This window comes from Streptomyces sp. NPDC096046, assembly GCF_040303285.1.
Taxonomy (GTDB): Bacteria; Actinomycetota; Actinomycetes; order Streptomycetales; family Streptomycetaceae; genus Streptomyces.
Genome location: NZ_JBEOSZ010000016.1, coordinates 37,860 through 53,291 on the forward strand (window position 1 = coordinate 37,860; position 15,432 = coordinate 53,291).

The 15,432-nt window shown below is 70.7% G+C and carries 10 protein-coding genes; 2 read left to right on the forward strand and 8 right to left on the reverse strand.

The window, feature by feature from the left end:
• Window positions 1–19 precede the first annotated feature (19 nt).
• Entirely contained in the window at window positions 20–2,314 is a 2,295-nt protein-coding gene (locus ABTX62_RS16455; protein ID WP_352116804.1) for an FdhF/YdeP family oxidoreductase, read from the reverse strand.
• Window positions 2,311–3,459, reverse strand: coding sequence for an aromatic ring-hydroxylating oxygenase subunit alpha (locus ABTX62_RS16460; protein WP_352116805.1), 1,149 nt, complete (start codon window positions 3,457–3,459; stop codon window positions 2,311–2,313). The genes ABTX62_RS16455 and ABTX62_RS16460 overlap by 4 nt, the downstream gene beginning before the upstream one ends.
• Before the next feature lie 191 nt (window positions 3,460–3,650).
• On the opposite strand from ABTX62_RS16460, the gene purU reads away from it, so the two are divergent.
• Together purU and ABTX62_RS16470 are read left to right on the forward strand one after the other, a co-directional pair.
• Window positions 3,651–4,523, forward strand: a complete 873-nt coding sequence (gene purU / locus ABTX62_RS16465) for a formyltetrahydrofolate deformylase (protein WP_352116806.1) — start codon at window positions 3,651–3,653, stop codon at window positions 4,521–4,523.
• Between the two features lie 56 nt (window positions 4,524–4,579).
• Window positions 4,580–5,371: an IclR family transcriptional regulator gene (locus ABTX62_RS16470; protein WP_352116807.1), complete on the forward strand. Its 792-nt coding sequence runs from the start codon at window positions 4,580–4,582 to the stop codon at window positions 5,369–5,371.
• Window positions 5,372–5,477: 106 nt separating this feature from the next.
• Here ABTX62_RS16470 and ABTX62_RS16475 read toward each other — a convergent pair whose 3' ends face one another.
• The 6 genes from ABTX62_RS16475 to ABTX62_RS16500 all read right to left on the reverse strand — a co-directional run bounded on the left by ABTX62_RS16475 (window position 5,478) and on the right by ABTX62_RS16500 (window position 15,353).
• The gene (locus tag ABTX62_RS16475; RefSeq protein WP_352116808.1) at window positions 5,478–6,083 is read right to left on the reverse strand and encodes a sarcosine oxidase subunit gamma; all 606 of its coding nucleotides are present in this window, start codon (window positions 6,081–6,083) and stop codon (window positions 5,478–5,480) included.
• Window positions 6,076–9,408, reverse strand: a complete 3,333-nt coding sequence (locus ABTX62_RS16480) for a sarcosine oxidase subunit alpha family protein (RefSeq protein WP_352116809.1) — start codon at window positions 9,406–9,408, stop codon at window positions 6,076–6,078. Before ABTX62_RS16480 ends, ABTX62_RS16475 begins: the two co-directional genes overlap by 8 nt.
• A 20-nt stretch (window positions 9,409–9,428) precedes the next feature.
• Entirely contained in the window at window positions 9,429–10,661 is a 1,233-nt protein-coding gene (locus ABTX62_RS16485) for a sarcosine oxidase subunit beta family protein (RefSeq protein WP_283972929.1), read from the reverse strand.
• A complete protein-coding gene (gene glyA, locus ABTX62_RS16490; RefSeq protein WP_352116810.1) occupies window positions 10,658–11,941 on the reverse strand; it encodes a serine hydroxymethyltransferase in 1,284 nt (427 codons plus the stop codon). The genes ABTX62_RS16485 and glyA overlap by 4 nt, the downstream gene beginning before the upstream one ends.
• Window positions 11,938–12,798: a bifunctional methylenetetrahydrofolate dehydrogenase/methenyltetrahydrofolate cyclohydrolase gene (locus tag ABTX62_RS16495; protein WP_352116811.1), complete on the reverse strand. Its 861-nt coding sequence runs from the start codon at window positions 12,796–12,798 to the stop codon at window positions 11,938–11,940. Before ABTX62_RS16495 ends, glyA begins: the two co-directional genes overlap by 4 nt.
• Before the next feature lie 116 nt (window positions 12,799–12,914).
• Window positions 12,915–15,353, reverse strand: coding sequence for a GcvT family protein (locus ABTX62_RS16500; RefSeq protein ID WP_352116812.1), 2,439 nt, complete (start codon window positions 15,351–15,353; stop codon window positions 12,915–12,917).
• Between the last annotated feature and the right edge of the window lie 79 nt (window positions 15,354–15,432).

The following is a 15,432-nucleotide window of genomic DNA, read 5'->3' on the forward strand; positions in this document are numbered from 1 at the left end:
GTCCTGACCGGCCGTCCGGTCAGCGCGCCGGTTCCAGCCGGACCACGAGGGACTTGGACGTCGGCGTGTTGCTGACCTCCGCGGTGGAATCCAGCGGTACGAGGACGTTGGTCTCGGGGAAGTAGGCGGCGCAGCAGCCGCGCGGCGTGTGGTAGGCGACCGTACGGAAGGCCGGTGCCCGGCGCTCGATCCCGTCGGAGAACTCGCTGACGATGTCGACCCGATCACCCTCGGTCAGGCCGCGCGCGGCGAGGTCGTCCGGGTGGACGAAGAGCACCCTGCGGCCCTGGTGGATGCCCCGGTAGCGGTCGTCCAGGCCGTAGATGGTGGTGTTGTACTGGTCGTGCGAACGGAGGGTCTGCAGGAGCAGCCGCCCCTGCGGGACGCGCAGCACTTCCAGTGGGTTGACGGTGAAGTTGGCCAGTCCGGTTCTGGTGGGGAAGCGCCTCTCGTCGCGTGGCGGGTGGGGCAGAGCGAAGCCGCCCGGCCGGCGCACGCGGGCGTTGAAGTCCTCGAAGCCGGGGATGACTCGGGCGATCCTGTCCCGGATCAGGTCGTAGTCCGCTTCGAAGTCGGCCCAGGGCACCTGCGGACCGCTGCTGTCGAGGGTCGCGTTCGCCATCCGGCAGATGATCGCGACCTCGCTCAGCAAGGCGTCGGAGGCGGGTGTGAGCCGGCCTCGCGAGAGGTGCACCATGCCCATGGAGTCCTCCACGGTCACCCGTTGCTCTCCGGTGGGCCGCGGGTCGGCCTCGGTGCGGCCCAGGCAAGGCAGGATGAGCGCCTGGCGGCCGGCCACCGCGTGGGACCGGTTGAGCTTGGTGGAGATCTGTACCGTGAGCTCGCAGTTGCGCACAGCTCGCTCGGTGAGTTCGGTGTCCGGAGCGGCGGAGACGAAGTTGCCGCCGAGCGCGACGAAGACCCGCACCTGTCCGTCCCGCATGGCCCGGATGCTCTCCACCGCGTCGTGACCGTGGTGGCGCGGTGGCACGAAGCCGAACTCCGCGCCGAGCGCGTCCAGGAAAGCGGCGTCCGGCTTCTCGTGGATGCCCATGGTCCGGTCGCCCTGGACGTTGGAGTGCCCGCGCACGGGGCACAGGCCGGCGCCCGGGCGTCCGATGTTGCCGCGCAGCAGCAAGAAGTTGACGACCTCACGGATCGTCGGCACCGAGTGGCGGTGCTGGGTGAGGCCCATGGCCCAGCACACGACGATCTTCCGGGCGGACACCACCTCCTGGAACGCCTCCCGGATCTCCCGCTCCGGCAGGCCGGTCGCTTCCAGGACGTCGTCCCAGGACGCCCTGCGGGCCTGGTCGGCGAACTCCTCGAAACCGTGCGTGTGCGCGGCGATGAACTCACGGTCGAGGACCGTACCGGGAGCGTCGTCCTCCGCCTCCAGGAGCATGCGGTTGAAGGCCTGGAAGAGGGCCTGGTCGCCGCCGAGCCTGATCTGCAGGAACAGGTCGGAGAGCGAGGTTCCCGCCCCCAGTACGCCGGAGGGCCGCTGGGGGTTCTTGAAACGCGACAGGCCCGCTTCGGGCAGGGGGTTGACCGAGATGACGCGGGCCCCCCTGTCCTTGGCGGTCTCGAGCGCCGAGAGCATCCGGGGGTGGTTGGTACCCGGGTTCTGCCCGACGACGAGGATCAGGTCGGCCTCGTAGAGGTCCTCCAGCCGGACGCTGCCCTTGCCGATGCCGATGGTCTCGATCAGGGCGGAGCCACTCGACTCGTGGCACATGTTGGAGCAGTCGGGCAGGTTGTTGGTGCCGAGGAGCCGGACGAACAGCTGGTAGACGAAGGCGGCCTCGTTGCTCGCCCGGCCGGAGGTGTAGAAGGCGGCCTGGTCGGGTGAGTCGAGGGCGCCCAGCTCCCTGGCGATGACGGCGAACGCGTCGTCCCAGGAGATCTGCCGGTAGCGGTCGCTGCCCGCGGGGCGGTACACGGGGTGGGTGAGGCGGCCCTGCTGGCCGAGCCAGTAGTCGCTGCGTCCGGCCAGTTCCGCCAGGGTGTGCTCGGCGAAGAAGCCGGGACCGACCCGGCGCAGGGTCGCCTCCTCGGCCACCGCTTTGGCGCCGTTCTCGCAGAACTCGGCACGGTGCCGGTGCTCGGGCTCGGGCCAGGCGCATCCCGGGCAGTCGAATCCCGTCTTCTGGTTGACGCTCAGCAGGGTCAGCAGACTGCGGCGGACGCCCATCTGCGCGTGGGCGTGGCGCAGCGAGGACGTGACCGCGGGAAGGCCCGCGGCGTAGTCCTTCGGCGGGCCCACCCGCAGCCGGGAGTCACCGGGGTCCTCGGCAGGTGCCTTGCGGGTCATCCCTGGCGCTCCGCGAGGGTCGCGCGGGTGCCGAGGCGGTCCTGGACCCAGTCGTGGAACTCGCCGATGTGATGCTCGCTGGGCACGAGAACGCCGCCCTTGGCGTACAGCCGGGAGCTCATCGCGGGCTGGCAGCGCTCACAGGCGTCGAAGTCCTGCCGGTTGACGCGGTCGAACAGTTCGACCGACCGGCTGACGTCCCGGCCGTCGGCCACCACGCCCTTCAGGTACAGCCAGTCGCACTCCACGAGAGTGCGGTCGACCGCCACCGGGAACATCCGGTGGAAGACCACGTGGTCGGGGACCAGGTTGATGAACACCTGCGGGCGCACCGTGATCGCGTAGTACCGGCGGTCCTGCTCCGCGGAGACCGTGGGGATACGGTCCAGGCCCTCGGAGCCGTCCACGGTGAAGCCCCGGACGTCGGAGCCGAACTCGGCGCCGTGTCCCACGTAGTACTGCGCCGCGTAGCCGTCGGCGAATTCCGGGAGGACCTCCGTGAGCTCGGGGTGGATGGTCGCGCAGTGGTAGCACTCCATGAAGTTCTCGATGATCAGCTTCCAGTTGGCCTTGACGTCGTAGACGATCCGCCGTCCGACCTCCAGGCTCTCGACGTCGTACCGCTCGATGGACTCCACGTCGCCCAGGCGCGCGACCACGTCCGCGATCACCGACTGCTCGAACGAGGGCGGGTTCTCGGCCAGGCACACCCACACATAACCCAGCCACTCGCGTACCGCCACGGTCGCCAGGCCGTACTCGGTGCGGCCGATGTCCGGCATCTTCGTCAGGTTCGGGGCCGCGACGAGCTTGCCGTTCAGGTCGTACGTCCAGGCGTGGTACGGGCACTGGAAGGCCCGCTTCACCTCTCCGGACTCCTGCGTGCACAGTTTCGCGCCCCGGTGCCGGCACACGTTGAAGAAGGCCCGGACGGAGCCGTCCCGCGACCGGGTCAGCAGGACGCTCTCCCGCCCGACGTCCACGGTCCGGAAGGCGCCCGGCTTCGACAGTTCCGACGAGCGGGCCGCGCAGAACCACATGGATTCAAAGATGTGTTCCTGCTCCAGGCGGAAGATCTCCGGGTCCGTGTAGTGGTCGCCGGGGAGGGTCGCGATCAGGCTCTCCGGCAGGCCGGTCGTGGTCATGGTTCACCTCGAAGTGAAGCGCCGCGGGCGGGCGAGTGGTTGCCTCATGTGCAACGAGCTTCTTGTTACGCAACTCACGGTGCAGTTCACCCGAGACGCTGTCAAGCCCTTGACCGCAGCCCGTCACAGCCGGGACCATGTTGCGTATCAATCAGGCTGTTGCGTAATGCGCACTTCCCTGGGAGGGCCCCGTGTCACCTGGACCCACTACCGGCCGCGAGTTCGTCCTCACCCTGTCGTGCCCCGACCGCTCGGGCCTCGTCCACGCCGTCACCGGCTTCCTGGTCCGGCACTCCGGGAACATCCAGGAGAGCCAGCAGTTCGACGACCGGCTCCAGGACCGCTTCTTCATGCGGGTGCACTTCGACGTCTCCGACCCGGGCGCGACCGCGGAAAGCCTGAAGTCCGGCTTCGCGCAAGTGGCGGAGGCCTACCGGATCACCTGGCAGCTCTACGAGGCGTCGACGCCGACGCGCACGCTGATCATGGTGTCGAAGTTCGGGCACTGCCTGAACGACCTGCTCTTCCGCTGGCGCACCGGTGCGCTGAACATCGAGGTGCCGGCGATCGTCTCCAACCACCGGGACTTCGAGCCACTCGCCGAGAGCTACGGGATCCCCTTCCACCACGTGCCCGTCACCCGGGAGACGAAGCCCGAGGCGGAGGCGCGGCTGCTGGAGCTCGTCGACGAGCTGGACATCGACCTCGTGGTCCTCGCCCGCTACATGCAGATCCTGTCGAACGACCTGTGCAAGCAGCTCGAGGGCCGGGCGATCAACATCCACCACTCGTTCCTGCCGAGCTTCAAGGGCGCCCGCCCCTATGTCCAGGCGCACGAGCGGGGCGTCAAGCTCGTCGGGGCGACGGCCCACTACGTCACCCCGGATCTCGACGAGGGACCCATCATCGAGCAGGACGTCATCCGTGTGAACCACTCCCAGGGGCCCGACAGCATGGTCGCCCTGGGGCGCGACGTCGAGGCGCAGGTCCTGGCGCGCGCGGTGGAATGGCACAGCCAGAGCCGCATCATGGTCAACGGCAACCGTACGGTCGTCTTCCGCTGAGGAAAATGCCCTCCACCCCCTCACACCTGTTTGACCACTTCACCTAGGGTTTCGCCATGAGCAACCATGGCGCCGAGTCCGCAGGCGCTCCCAGTGGCGGAGTGCAATCCGTTGACCGTGCTGTCGCCGTGCTGGAGATCCTCGCCCAGCACGGCGAGGCGGGCGTGAGTGAAGTGGCCGCGGCGATCGATGTCCACAAGTCCACCGCTTTCCGTCTGCTCGGCGCGCTGGAAGCGCACGGAATGGTCGAGCAGGAGAGCGAACGAGGGAAGTACCGCCTAGGCTTCGGCGTCGTGCGGCTGGCCGGCGCCGTGACGGGCCGCATCGCCGTCACCAGACACGGGCGCGGCATCTGCGAGCGTCTCGTCGACGACGTGGGCGAGACGCTGAACATCGCCGTGCTCGAGTCCCACCACGCGATCAACCTCTACCAGGTGCGCGGCTCGTCGGCCATCGCCGCGCAGAACTGGGTGGGACGGCTGACGCCGCTGCACTGCACGTCGAGCGGCAAGGTCCTCCTGGCGCACCTCGACCGCGAGGTCCGCGACGAGCTTCTCGCCGAGGCCGGCCTGCCCCGTCTGACACCGCGCACGGTGACCTCCAGGAAGAAGCTGGAGGCGGACCTGGCCGAAGCCCGTGAGCAGGGCTATGCCCTCACGAGGGAGGAGTACGAGGAGGGCCTCAACGCCCTGTCCGCTCCCGTGCGATCGGACGACGGCGAGGTCGTCGCCGCCCTCAGCGCGTCGGGACCGGCCTTCCGGCTGACCGAGGAGCGGATGCGCGAACTCGCGCCGCTGCTGGTGTCGGGAGCGGACGAGCTCAGCCGCCGTCTCGGCTACGCGGGCTGAGGCCCGGGAGGCCCGGCCGGGTCGCCGGCCAGGACAAGGCCCTCACCACGAGCGGCGGTCGTGATCCGGTGTCCGGATCACGACCGCCGCTCGTGTGCTGCCCGGGTCAGCCCGTCCACTCCACAGCAGCATCCAGCAGCCAGTCCGTCAGGTAGCCGGCGAAGGACGAACGGACCAGCACCCAGAACCCGGCCCTGGGATCGTCACGGGCGACCAGGACGACCTGGGTGCGGCCCAGGTTCGTCTGGGCGCAGCGACCCGGGCCGAAGGCCCGCGGGTGAAGATCCAGCGAGCAGCCGTGGGCCAGCACGTCGCGGGCCCGGGGACCCGCGACGAGCAGCGTGGTGCGCTGAGCCGAGACATCGATGACGGACACGGGCTCGTCGCCCGCGGCCGCACGGATCCGGCTCTCCAGGTCCTGTTGCGCGCCCGGCGGGCCCACCACGAGCCACTCGTCGGGGCCGAGCCACAGGGCGGTCAGCTCACCGGCGCGGACGACGGTGCCGGGTTCGACGGGGAGCTGGAGGCCCAGGGCCAGCCCCACGGCGTCCGCCGCCGCTCCCTTGGGGTCGAGACGCACATTGATCTGGGTCAGGAAGGGCAGTTCCGCCAGTCGGATCGTGCCCCCGGAGGTGCGGGTCGCGGCGGCCAGCCGGTCGGCGGCATGCGACAGGGGGCTGCGGAGCGGGGTGGTAACGGCGGTGTCAGCCATCACGGCGGGCTCCCTCGGGGTCGTAGAGGACGGGGCTCGCGACGGTCACCGGGACCAGCCGGTCGCCCACGGGGGCGTAGAGTCGCTCACCGATGCGGTCCCGGCCGCCCTTGACCAGTGCGAGGGCGAAGGTCCGGCCGAGGGCCGCGCTGCGGTAGCTGGACGTGACGTGGCCGAGCATCGGCACGGGCGGCGCGGGCAGCACACCGCCGGCCACCAGATGCGTGCCCTCGGGGAGGAACGTGCCCGGGTCCTCCGGAAGCAGCCCGACCAGGTGCTTGCGGTCGGGACGGACGGTGTCGGCACGGGCGTAGGACCGCTTGCCGATGAAGTCCCGCTTCTTCTTCGACACCACCCAGCTCATGCCGAGGTCCTGCGGCGTCACGGTGCCGTCGGTGTCCTGGCCGACGATCGGATAGCCCTTCTCCGCGCGCAGGACGTGCATGGTCTCCGTGCCGTACGGGGTGATGCCGTACGGGGCGCCGGCCTCGTACAGCGCCTCCCACAGGGCGAGGGCCTGCCACGGCGACACGTTGATCTCGTAGGCGAGTTCACCGGAGAAGCTGATCCGGCACACGCGCGCGTCGATGCCGGCGACGGTCGTCTCGCGCCAGGCCATGAACGGGAAGTCCTCGTTGGCGACGGCGAGTCGGGGGGCGAGCGAGCCGAGAACCTCGCGGGAGCGCGGGCCGACCAGGGCGACGGTGGCCCACTGCTCGGTCACCGATGTGCAGTGGACACGCAGGTCGGGCCACTCCGTCTGGAGCCACTCCTCCATCCAGTCCAGCACGGTTGCGGCGTTGCCCGTCGTGGTGGTGACCAGGTAGCGATCCTGGTCGAGGCGGATCACGGTGCCGTCGTCGAAGACCATTCCGTCCGGGCGGCACATCACGCCGTAGCGGATCATGCCGACCTTCAGGGTGCTCATCATGTTGGTGTACAGCAGGTCGAGGAAGACGCCGGCGTCCGGTCCCTGGACGTCGATCTTGCCGAGGGTGGAGGCGTCCATGAAGGCGACGCCCTCGCGGGCGGCGGCGCACTCGCGCAGCACGGCCGTCTCCATGTCCTCGCCGTCCTGCGGGTAGTACCAGGGCCGCTTCCACTGGCCGACGTTCTCGAAGAGGGCGCCGCGTGCGACATGCCACTCGTGCAGGGCGGTGGTGCGGATCGGGTCGAGCAGGGCACCGCGGTCGCGGCCGGCGAGAGCGGCGAAGGAGACCGGGGTGTACGGCGGACGGAACGTGGTCGTGCCGAGCGCGCGGATGTCCACGCCGAGCAGTTCGGCGACCACGCCGCTGGCCAGGACGCCGGAGGTCTTGCCCTGGTCGTTCGCCGTGCCTGCCGTGGTGTAGCGCTTGGTGTGTTCGACGGAGCGCATGCCGGCACCGGTCGCCCGGGCCAGGTCGTCGACGGTGACGTCGCGCTGCAGGTCGACGAAGCGAGGGGCGCCTTCCCGGCCCGGGACGGTGAACACCCGCATGGGCGGCGTGTGTGGCGGCGTGGCCACCTGGGGCAGCCGGACCTGCCCTGGGGTGTAGCCCTCGGCCTCGAGGGCGCGGGCACCGGCGGCGACCCCCTGGGCGAGAACGCTCGCCAGGTCGAGGACACCGCTCGCGCCGCCCGCGACCTCGACGGCCTGACGGCAGGCGTCGGGGACGAAGGTACCCAGCTCCTCGTCGTAGCGGAGCTTGCCTCCCGCCTGACTGAACAGGTGCGCCACCGGGTTCCAGCCGCCGGAGACCAGGAGCAGGTCGGCGGCGAACTCCCGCTGCTCCGTGGACTGTCCGTACGGGGCGACGGTCACGGAGGTGAGCCGGGCGGTGCCCTCCGTGGCGGTGACGGCGTGCCCCGCCAGCACCTCGATGCCTGCCTGCCGGGCGCGCGTCGCCCACTCCCCCGGCTCGGTGCGGGTGTCGACGACGGCCTCGATGGCCACGCCCGCCGCCGCGAGGTCCAGGGCCGCCGCGTAGGCGCTGTCGTTGGTGGTGAAGACGACCGCGTGGCGGCCGGGCAGGACGCCGTGGCGGTGGGCGTAGGCGCGGGCCGAGGCGGCCAGCATCACACCGGGGCGGTCGTTGTCCGCGAAGGCGAGCGAGCGTTCGTGGGCGCCGGTGGCGAGAACGACGCGGCGGGCGCGGATGCGCCAGACACGTTCGCGGGAGAGGTTCTCGGGGGCTCGGGCACCGAGGTGGTTCGTGCGGCGCTCCACGGCGAGCAGGTGATTGTCGTCGTAGTAGCCGAAGACGGTGGTGCGGCGCAGGACACGGACGTCGGAGGCGGCGTCGAGCCGGGCGGTCGTCTCGGTCACCCAGTCGAGGTGTTCGCCGGTGCCGAGGAGGCTGCCGCCGGGTTCCGGCCGGTCGTCGGCGAGGATGACGCGGGCACCCGATCGGGCGGCGGCTTGCGCCGCGGCGAGTCCGGCCGGGCCCGCGCCCACGACCAGGAGGTCGCAGTGGGTGTGTAGGGCGTCGTAGCGGGCCGGGTCGGGGTCGGCGGCGAGGCGGCCCTGGCCGGGGAGGCTCGTCGCGACCAGGCCGTCGTAGAGCTCGACGGTGGTGGCGGGGAGCATGGGCTCGGGGAAGGGCGCCTCGATCTGGATGACGGCGTTGGGCTCCTCCGCGCCGGCCGAGAAGATGCCCCGCGGGCGGCCCAGCTTGGTGCTGGTGCCGGTCTGGATGACGCCGTTGGCGAGGAGGGCGGAGGCGAGGGTGTCGCCCTTGTAGCCCTGGTACTCGGTGCCGTCGAAGGTGAAGGTGAGCGGGGTGTCGCGGTGGATTCTGCCGAGGGTGGGGTGGCGGAACGGCTGGGCTGAATCGCCCCCGTCGTCCCTGCCCTTCCCGTCCTGAAGGGGCTCCGCCCCTTCGACCCCGCCGGGGGCTGCTCCCCCGGGCCCCGGCGGGGGCTTCACCCCCTGCTCCCCCATCGGGGCCGCCGCCCCGCAGGCTGCTTCGGCCTGGGCGGCCTCGTCGTCGAGCGCCGGACGGGCTGATGGTGCCGGAGCCGGCTGGAAGGTGACGGGGCGCGGCTTCGGAGCGCCCGCCCGCCGTTCAACCGTTTCCGGGCGTTCCTCACCCGCCCGGTACACCGTCAGGATCTCGTTTGTCGATGTGTCCCGCACCGCGTTGAACCAGCGGCGGCAGCCCGCCGCATGGCTCCAGCGCTCGGCGAAGGGGCCCCTCGGGTTGTCGCGGAAGAAGAGGTAGCGGGCCCACTCCTCGTCGGTGAGGGAGGACGGGTCCTGCGGGTACGGCACATGGGCCTGGCCGCCGTAGTGGAACTCGGCCTCGTCGCGGGGCCCGCACCACGGGCAGTCGATCAGCAGCATGGGTCGGCTCCCTGATGGTCCTAGTGGGCGACCGCGGCCGCGCCGTGCTCGTCGACGAGCGCGCCGGTGGTGAAACGGTCGAGCGAGAAGGGGGCGTTCAGCGGATGCGGTGTGTCGTGGGCGATGGTGTGGGCGTAGACCCAGCCCACGCCCGGAGTGGCCTTGAACCCACCGGTTCCCCAGCCGCAGTTGAGGTAGAGGTTGTCGACCGGGCTGAGGCCGATGATCGGTGAGGCGTCGGGGCTGACGTCGACGATGCCGCCCCAGGTGCGCAGGACGTGGGCGCGGGCGAAGACCGGGAAGAGCTCCAGGGCCGCCGACATCTGCTCTTCGATGATGTGGAAGGCACCGCGCTGGGTGTAGGAGTTGTACGCGTCGATGCCCGCGCCCATCACGAGCTCGCCCTTGTGGGCCTGGCTGACGTACACATGGACCGCGTTGGACATGACGACCGTCGGATGCACCGGCTCCAGCAGCTCCGACACCAGGGCCTGCAGGGGGTGGCTCTGGACGGGGAGTTCGACGCCGGCCATGGCCGCCAGGACCGAGGTGTGGCCTGCCGAGCAGAGCGCGACCTTGCCCGCCGCGATCGGGCCGCGGGTGGTCCGGACTCCCACCACCCGGTTGCCGACGACATCGAGGCCGGTCACCTCGCAGTTCTGGATGATGTCGATCCCGGCGGCGTCGGCGGAGCGGGCCAGACCCCACGCCACGTGGTCGTGCTTGGCGATGCCCGCGCGCGGCTGGTAGGTCGCGCCCAGGACCGGATAGCGCACGTCCGGGGAGATGTTCACGATCGGGCAGACTTCCTTGACGCCGTCCGCGTCGAGCCACTCGGCGTCCACGCCGTTGAGGCGGTTTGCCTCGACGCGGCGCACGCTGTCGCGGACGTCCTGGAGGCTGTGGGCGAGGTTCAGTACGCCACGCTGGGAGAACAGGATCGGGTAGTCGAGCTCGTCCGCCAGTCCCTCCCACAGCTTGAGCGCGTGCTCGTAGATGCCGGCGCTCTCGTCCCACAGGTAGTTGGAGCGGATGATCGTGGTGTTGCGGGCCATGTTGCCGCCCGCCAGCCAGCCCTTCTCCAGCACGGCGACATTGGTGATGCCGTGGTTCTTCGCCAGGTAGTGGGCGGTGGCCAGCCCGTGGCCGCCGCCGCCCACGACGACGACGTCGTACGAGCGCTTCGGCTCGGGGTTGCGCCACAGCCAGTCGGGGTGTTCGGGGAGCTCGGCGCCGGGGGTTCGGGGGCTCATCGGGCGTCTCCGTCTTCGGACAGGTGGGGGTAGAGCGGGTGCTTGGCCGCCAGGGTCTCCGTGCGGGCGCGCAGCGCGGCCACGTCCGGCTCCGGCTGGAGGGCGAGCGCGATCACGTCCGCCACCTCGGCGAAGTCCGCCTCGGTGAAGCCGCGGGTGGCCAGTGCCGGTGTGCCGATCCGCAGGCCCGAGGTGACCATCGGCGGGCGCGGGTCGAAGGGCACGGCGTTGCGGTTGACGGTGATGCCGACCTCGTGGAGCAGGTCCTCGGCCTGCCGGCCGTCGAGCTCCGAGTCTCGCAGGTCGACCAGGACCAGGTGGACGTCGGTGCCTCCGGTCAGGACCTTCACCCCGGCCGCCGCCGCGTCGGGCAGGGAGAGACGTTCGGCGAGGATGCGGGAACCGGCGAGCGTCCGGGCCTGGCGTTCGGCGAACTCCGGTGACGCGGCGACCTTGAACGACACCGCCTTCGCGGCGATGACGTGCTCCAGGGGGCCGCCCTGCATACCGGGGAAGACCGCAGAGTTGATCTTCTTGGCGAGGTCGGCCTCGTTGGTGAGGATGACGCCGCCGCGCGGGCCGCCGAGGGTCTTGTGCGTCGTGGTGGTCGTGACGTGGGCGTGCGGTACGGGGTTGGGGTGCAGGCCCGCCGCCACCAGTCCGGCGAAGTGCGCCATGTCGACCATGAGCAGGGCGCCCACGTCGTCGGCGATCCGGCGGAAGGCCGCGAAGTCCAGCTGCCTCGGGTACGCCGACCAGCCCGCGATGATCATCTTGGGTCGGTGTTCCTTGGCGAGCCGCTCGACCTCGTCCATGTCGACGAGGTTGTCCGCCTCGGACACGTGGTACGGCACGACGTTGAGCATCTTGCCGCTGTAGTTGATGCGCATGCCGTGGGTGAGGTGCCCGCCGTGCGCGAGGTCGAGGCCGAGGACGGTGTCGCCGGGCTGGAGCAGGGCGAAGAAGACGGCGGTGTTCGCCTGGGCGCCCGAATGCGGCTGCACGTTGGCGAAGCCCGCGCCGAAGAGGGACTTGATCCGCTCGATGGCCAGCCGCTCGGTGACGTCGACGTGTTCGCAGCCGCCGTAGTAGCGGCGGCCCGGGTAGCCCTCGGCGTACTTGTTGGTCGCGACCGAGCCCTGCGCCTCCATCACGGCGGTGGGCGCGAAGTTCTCGGAGGCGATCATCTCCAGCGTGGACTGCTGGCGGTGCAGTTCGGCGCGGAGCGCGGCGTGGACCTCGGGGTCCAGCTCCGCCAGGGGGGTGTTCAGCGCGTTCATACGGCGTTCGCGTTCCTCTCGGCGGCCTCGGCGACATTGGCGAGCAGCATGGCCCGGGTCATGGGGCCCACGCCCCCGGGCATCGGCGCCAGCCATCCGGCGACCTGGGCGGCGTCCGGGTGGATGTCGCCGACCAGCCCCTGGTCGGTGCGGGTGATACCGACATCGAGGACGGCCGCGCCGGGGCGCAGCATGTCCTTGGTGATCAAACCGGGCGAGCCGGCGGCCGCGACGACGATGTCCGCCTCGCGTACGTGCCAGGCCAGGCCCTTGGTGCCGGTGTGGCACAGGGTGACGGTGGCGTTCTCGGACCTGCGGGTGAGGAGGAGTCCGATGGGCCGTCCGACGGTGATGCCCCGGCCGATCACGCACACCCGCGCTCCGTCGAGGGGCACGTCGTGGCGGCGGAGCAGCTCGACGATGCCGCGCGGGGTGCACGGCAGCGGGGCCTCGACGCCGAGGACGAGCCGGCCGAGGTTGACGGGGTGCAGTCCGTCGGCGTCCTTGGCCGGGTCCATGCGTTCCAGTACGGCGCCCGCGTCGAGATGGCGCGGCAGCGGGAGCTGGACGATGTAGCCGGTGCAGGCGGGGTCGGCGTTGAGTTCGTCGATCGTCTCCTCGACCTGCTGCTGCGAGGCGTCGGCGGGCAGTTCCCGGCGGAGGGAGGCGATGCCGACCTGTGCGCAGTCACGGTGCTTGCCGCCGACGTAGGCCCGGCTGCCGGGGTCGTCGCCGACCAGGACGGTGCCGAGGCCCGGTGCACGGCCCGTGACGGCGGCCGACTTGGCGACCCGCTCGGCGAGTTCGCGGCGGATGGTGGCGGCAGTGGCCTTGCCGTCAAGGAGTTGTGCAGTCACCTGGAGTTCCTTCCAACGAGCGGTGGCTGAATGCCCTCTCAAGGGGCGCGGGGCTGTGGCGATCAGCGGCTTCGCCGCGGGGCGCGACCAGCCACAGCGGATCCGCAGACGAGAGCTCAGCCACGAAGACGGGACATGGCCGGATCGAACAGCGGCTCTTCGGCAACGACAGCCTCGACGCTCTGGTCGAAGTACCCGATATGCACAACCGTCCCCGGAGCGGCAAGCTCCGCCGGCAGCCACGCATAGGCGATGCCCTTGCCGATCGTGTAGCCGTACGCGGCGCTCGTGACGTATCCGGCCGCGCGGTCACCGTCGTACACCGGCTCCTTGCCCATCACGACCGCCCGCGGGTCGTCGATCGTGAGGCAGGTGAGCTTGCGCCGTACGTCGGCCTTGCGCCGCTCCAGTGCCGCCTTGCCGATGAAGTCGTCCTTGTCGAGCTTGACGGCGAATCCGACGCCGGCTTCATAGGGGTCGTGCTCGTAGGTCATGTCCGTGCCGAAGGAGCGGTAGCCCTTCTCCAGGCGGAGGCTGTTGAAGGCCCCGCGGCCGGCCGCGATGCCGCCGAGCGGCTCGGCCGCCCGCCACAGCGTGTCCCACAGTTTCCCGCCCAGGTCGGCGGTGGTGTACAGCTCCCAGCCGAGCTCACCGACATAGCTCAGCCGCATCGCGGTGACGGGGACGGAGCCGATGTGGGCGCGCTTGGCCCGGAAGTACTTCAGGCCGGTCGCCGAGAAGTCGGCGTCGGTGAGCGGCTGGAGGACGTCGCGGGCGCGCGGGCCCCACAGGCCGATACAGCAGGTGCCGGGGGTGATGTCGCGGACCTGGACCGTGCCGTCGGCGGGGAGGTGACGGGTGAACCAGTCGAGGTCCAGGTTGCCGTTGGCGCCGACCTGGAAGACGTCGGGGGCCAGCCGGGCGACGGTGATGTCGCTGCGGATGCCGCCGTCGTGGTCGAGCAGCAGCGTGTAGGTCACCGAGCCGACCGACTTGGCGACCTTGCCGGTGCACAACCGCTCCAGGAACTCGCCGGCACCGCGCCCGCTGACTTCGAGCCGTTTGAGGGCCGTCATGTCGTACATCGCGACGGTCTCGCGAGTGGTCTGGGCCTCGGCGGCGACGATGGGCGACCAGTACCGCGCGGCCCAGTCGTTGGGGGTGACGATGGAACGGCCCTCGACCAGGCCGGCGTTGGCCTCGTACCACTGGGGGCGCTCCCAGCCGTTCGCCTCCAGGAAGAAGGCGCCCAGCTCCCGCTGGCGGGAGTGGAACGGGCTCGTGCGGATCGGGCGCGGGTCCCCCGACGGCTGGAGGGGGTGGAGGATGTCGTAGACCTCGACGAAGTTCTGGCAGTCGCGGGCCAGCACGTACTCCGGCGAGAGCTGGTGCGGCTCGAAGCGGTTGACGTCGCACTCGTGCAGGTCGAAGGAGGAGCAGTAGCCGTCGACCAGCCACTCGGCCATGGCCCGTCCGACGCCCGCGGAGTGGGTGACCCAGACGGCCTCGGCGACCCAGAAGCCCTTGACGTCCGGGGATTCGCCGAGCAGCGGCAGGCCGTCCGTGGTGAAGGAGAACAGGCCGTTGATGCCCTCTTCGACCTTGGCGTCCTTCGTCGCGGGGAGCAGCGACCGGGTCTCGTTCCAGGCCTCCTCGAAGTCCTCCTCGGTGAACTTCAGGACGGACGGCATCTCCTCGGCCTCGTCCACGGAGAGGATGTCGTCGGCCGAGATCGGCATCGGACGGTGGCCGTAGTAGCCGATGCCCAGGGCGTCGAAGCGGTCGCGGTAGTAGAGGTCGGCGTCCTGGTGGCGCAGGATCGGGCGGACCGCCTCCTGCGTCTGGCCCGCGAGGACCGGTACCGGGCCCGTCCAGGCGAGTTGGTGGCCGAGCGGCGTGAGGGGGAGGTTCATGCCGACCATGCGGGCGATCCTCGGGCCCCAGATGCCGGCGCAGCACACGACGATGTCGGCGGGGATCTCGCCCTGGTCGGTGAGGACGCCGGTCACCTCACCGCCGGCCCTCGGGACGTCGAGGACTTCGTGGCGGGCGAGGAAGCGCACGCCGCGCTCGGTGGCACGGCGGATCTGCGCCTCGACGGCGAGGACCGCCTTCGCGAGGCCGTCCGTGGGCACGAGGAGGCCTGCGAGGACCTTGTCCGGGTTGACGAGCGGGTGCTGTTCGACGCACTCCTCGGTGCTCAGCAGCCGGGACTCGATGCCCCAGGAGGCGAGCCAGCCGTGGCGCCGCCGCAGTTCCGTGACGCGCTCCGGGGTGGTCGCCACCTCCAGGCCGCCGACCTGCAGGAAGCAGGGCTGACCGTCCACGTCGAGCGAGCAGAACTTCTCGACGGTGTAACGGGCCATCTCGGTCATGGTCTTGGAGGGATTGGTCTGGAAGACCAGGCCCGGGGCGTGCGACGACGATCCTCCGGTGGCGGGCAGTGGGCCCTGGTCGACCACGGTCACTTCGGTCCAGCCTCGCGCGGAGATCTCATCGGCGAGCGCTGCTCCCACGACGCCCGCTCCGATGATGACCACCCGGGGTCCCGCCATCGCCGTACCTCCGACGTTGAGAGCGATCCAGTTGCTTTGTGCGCAACAGGGTTCAGGTTGCGCAACTCAATGTGCCCGC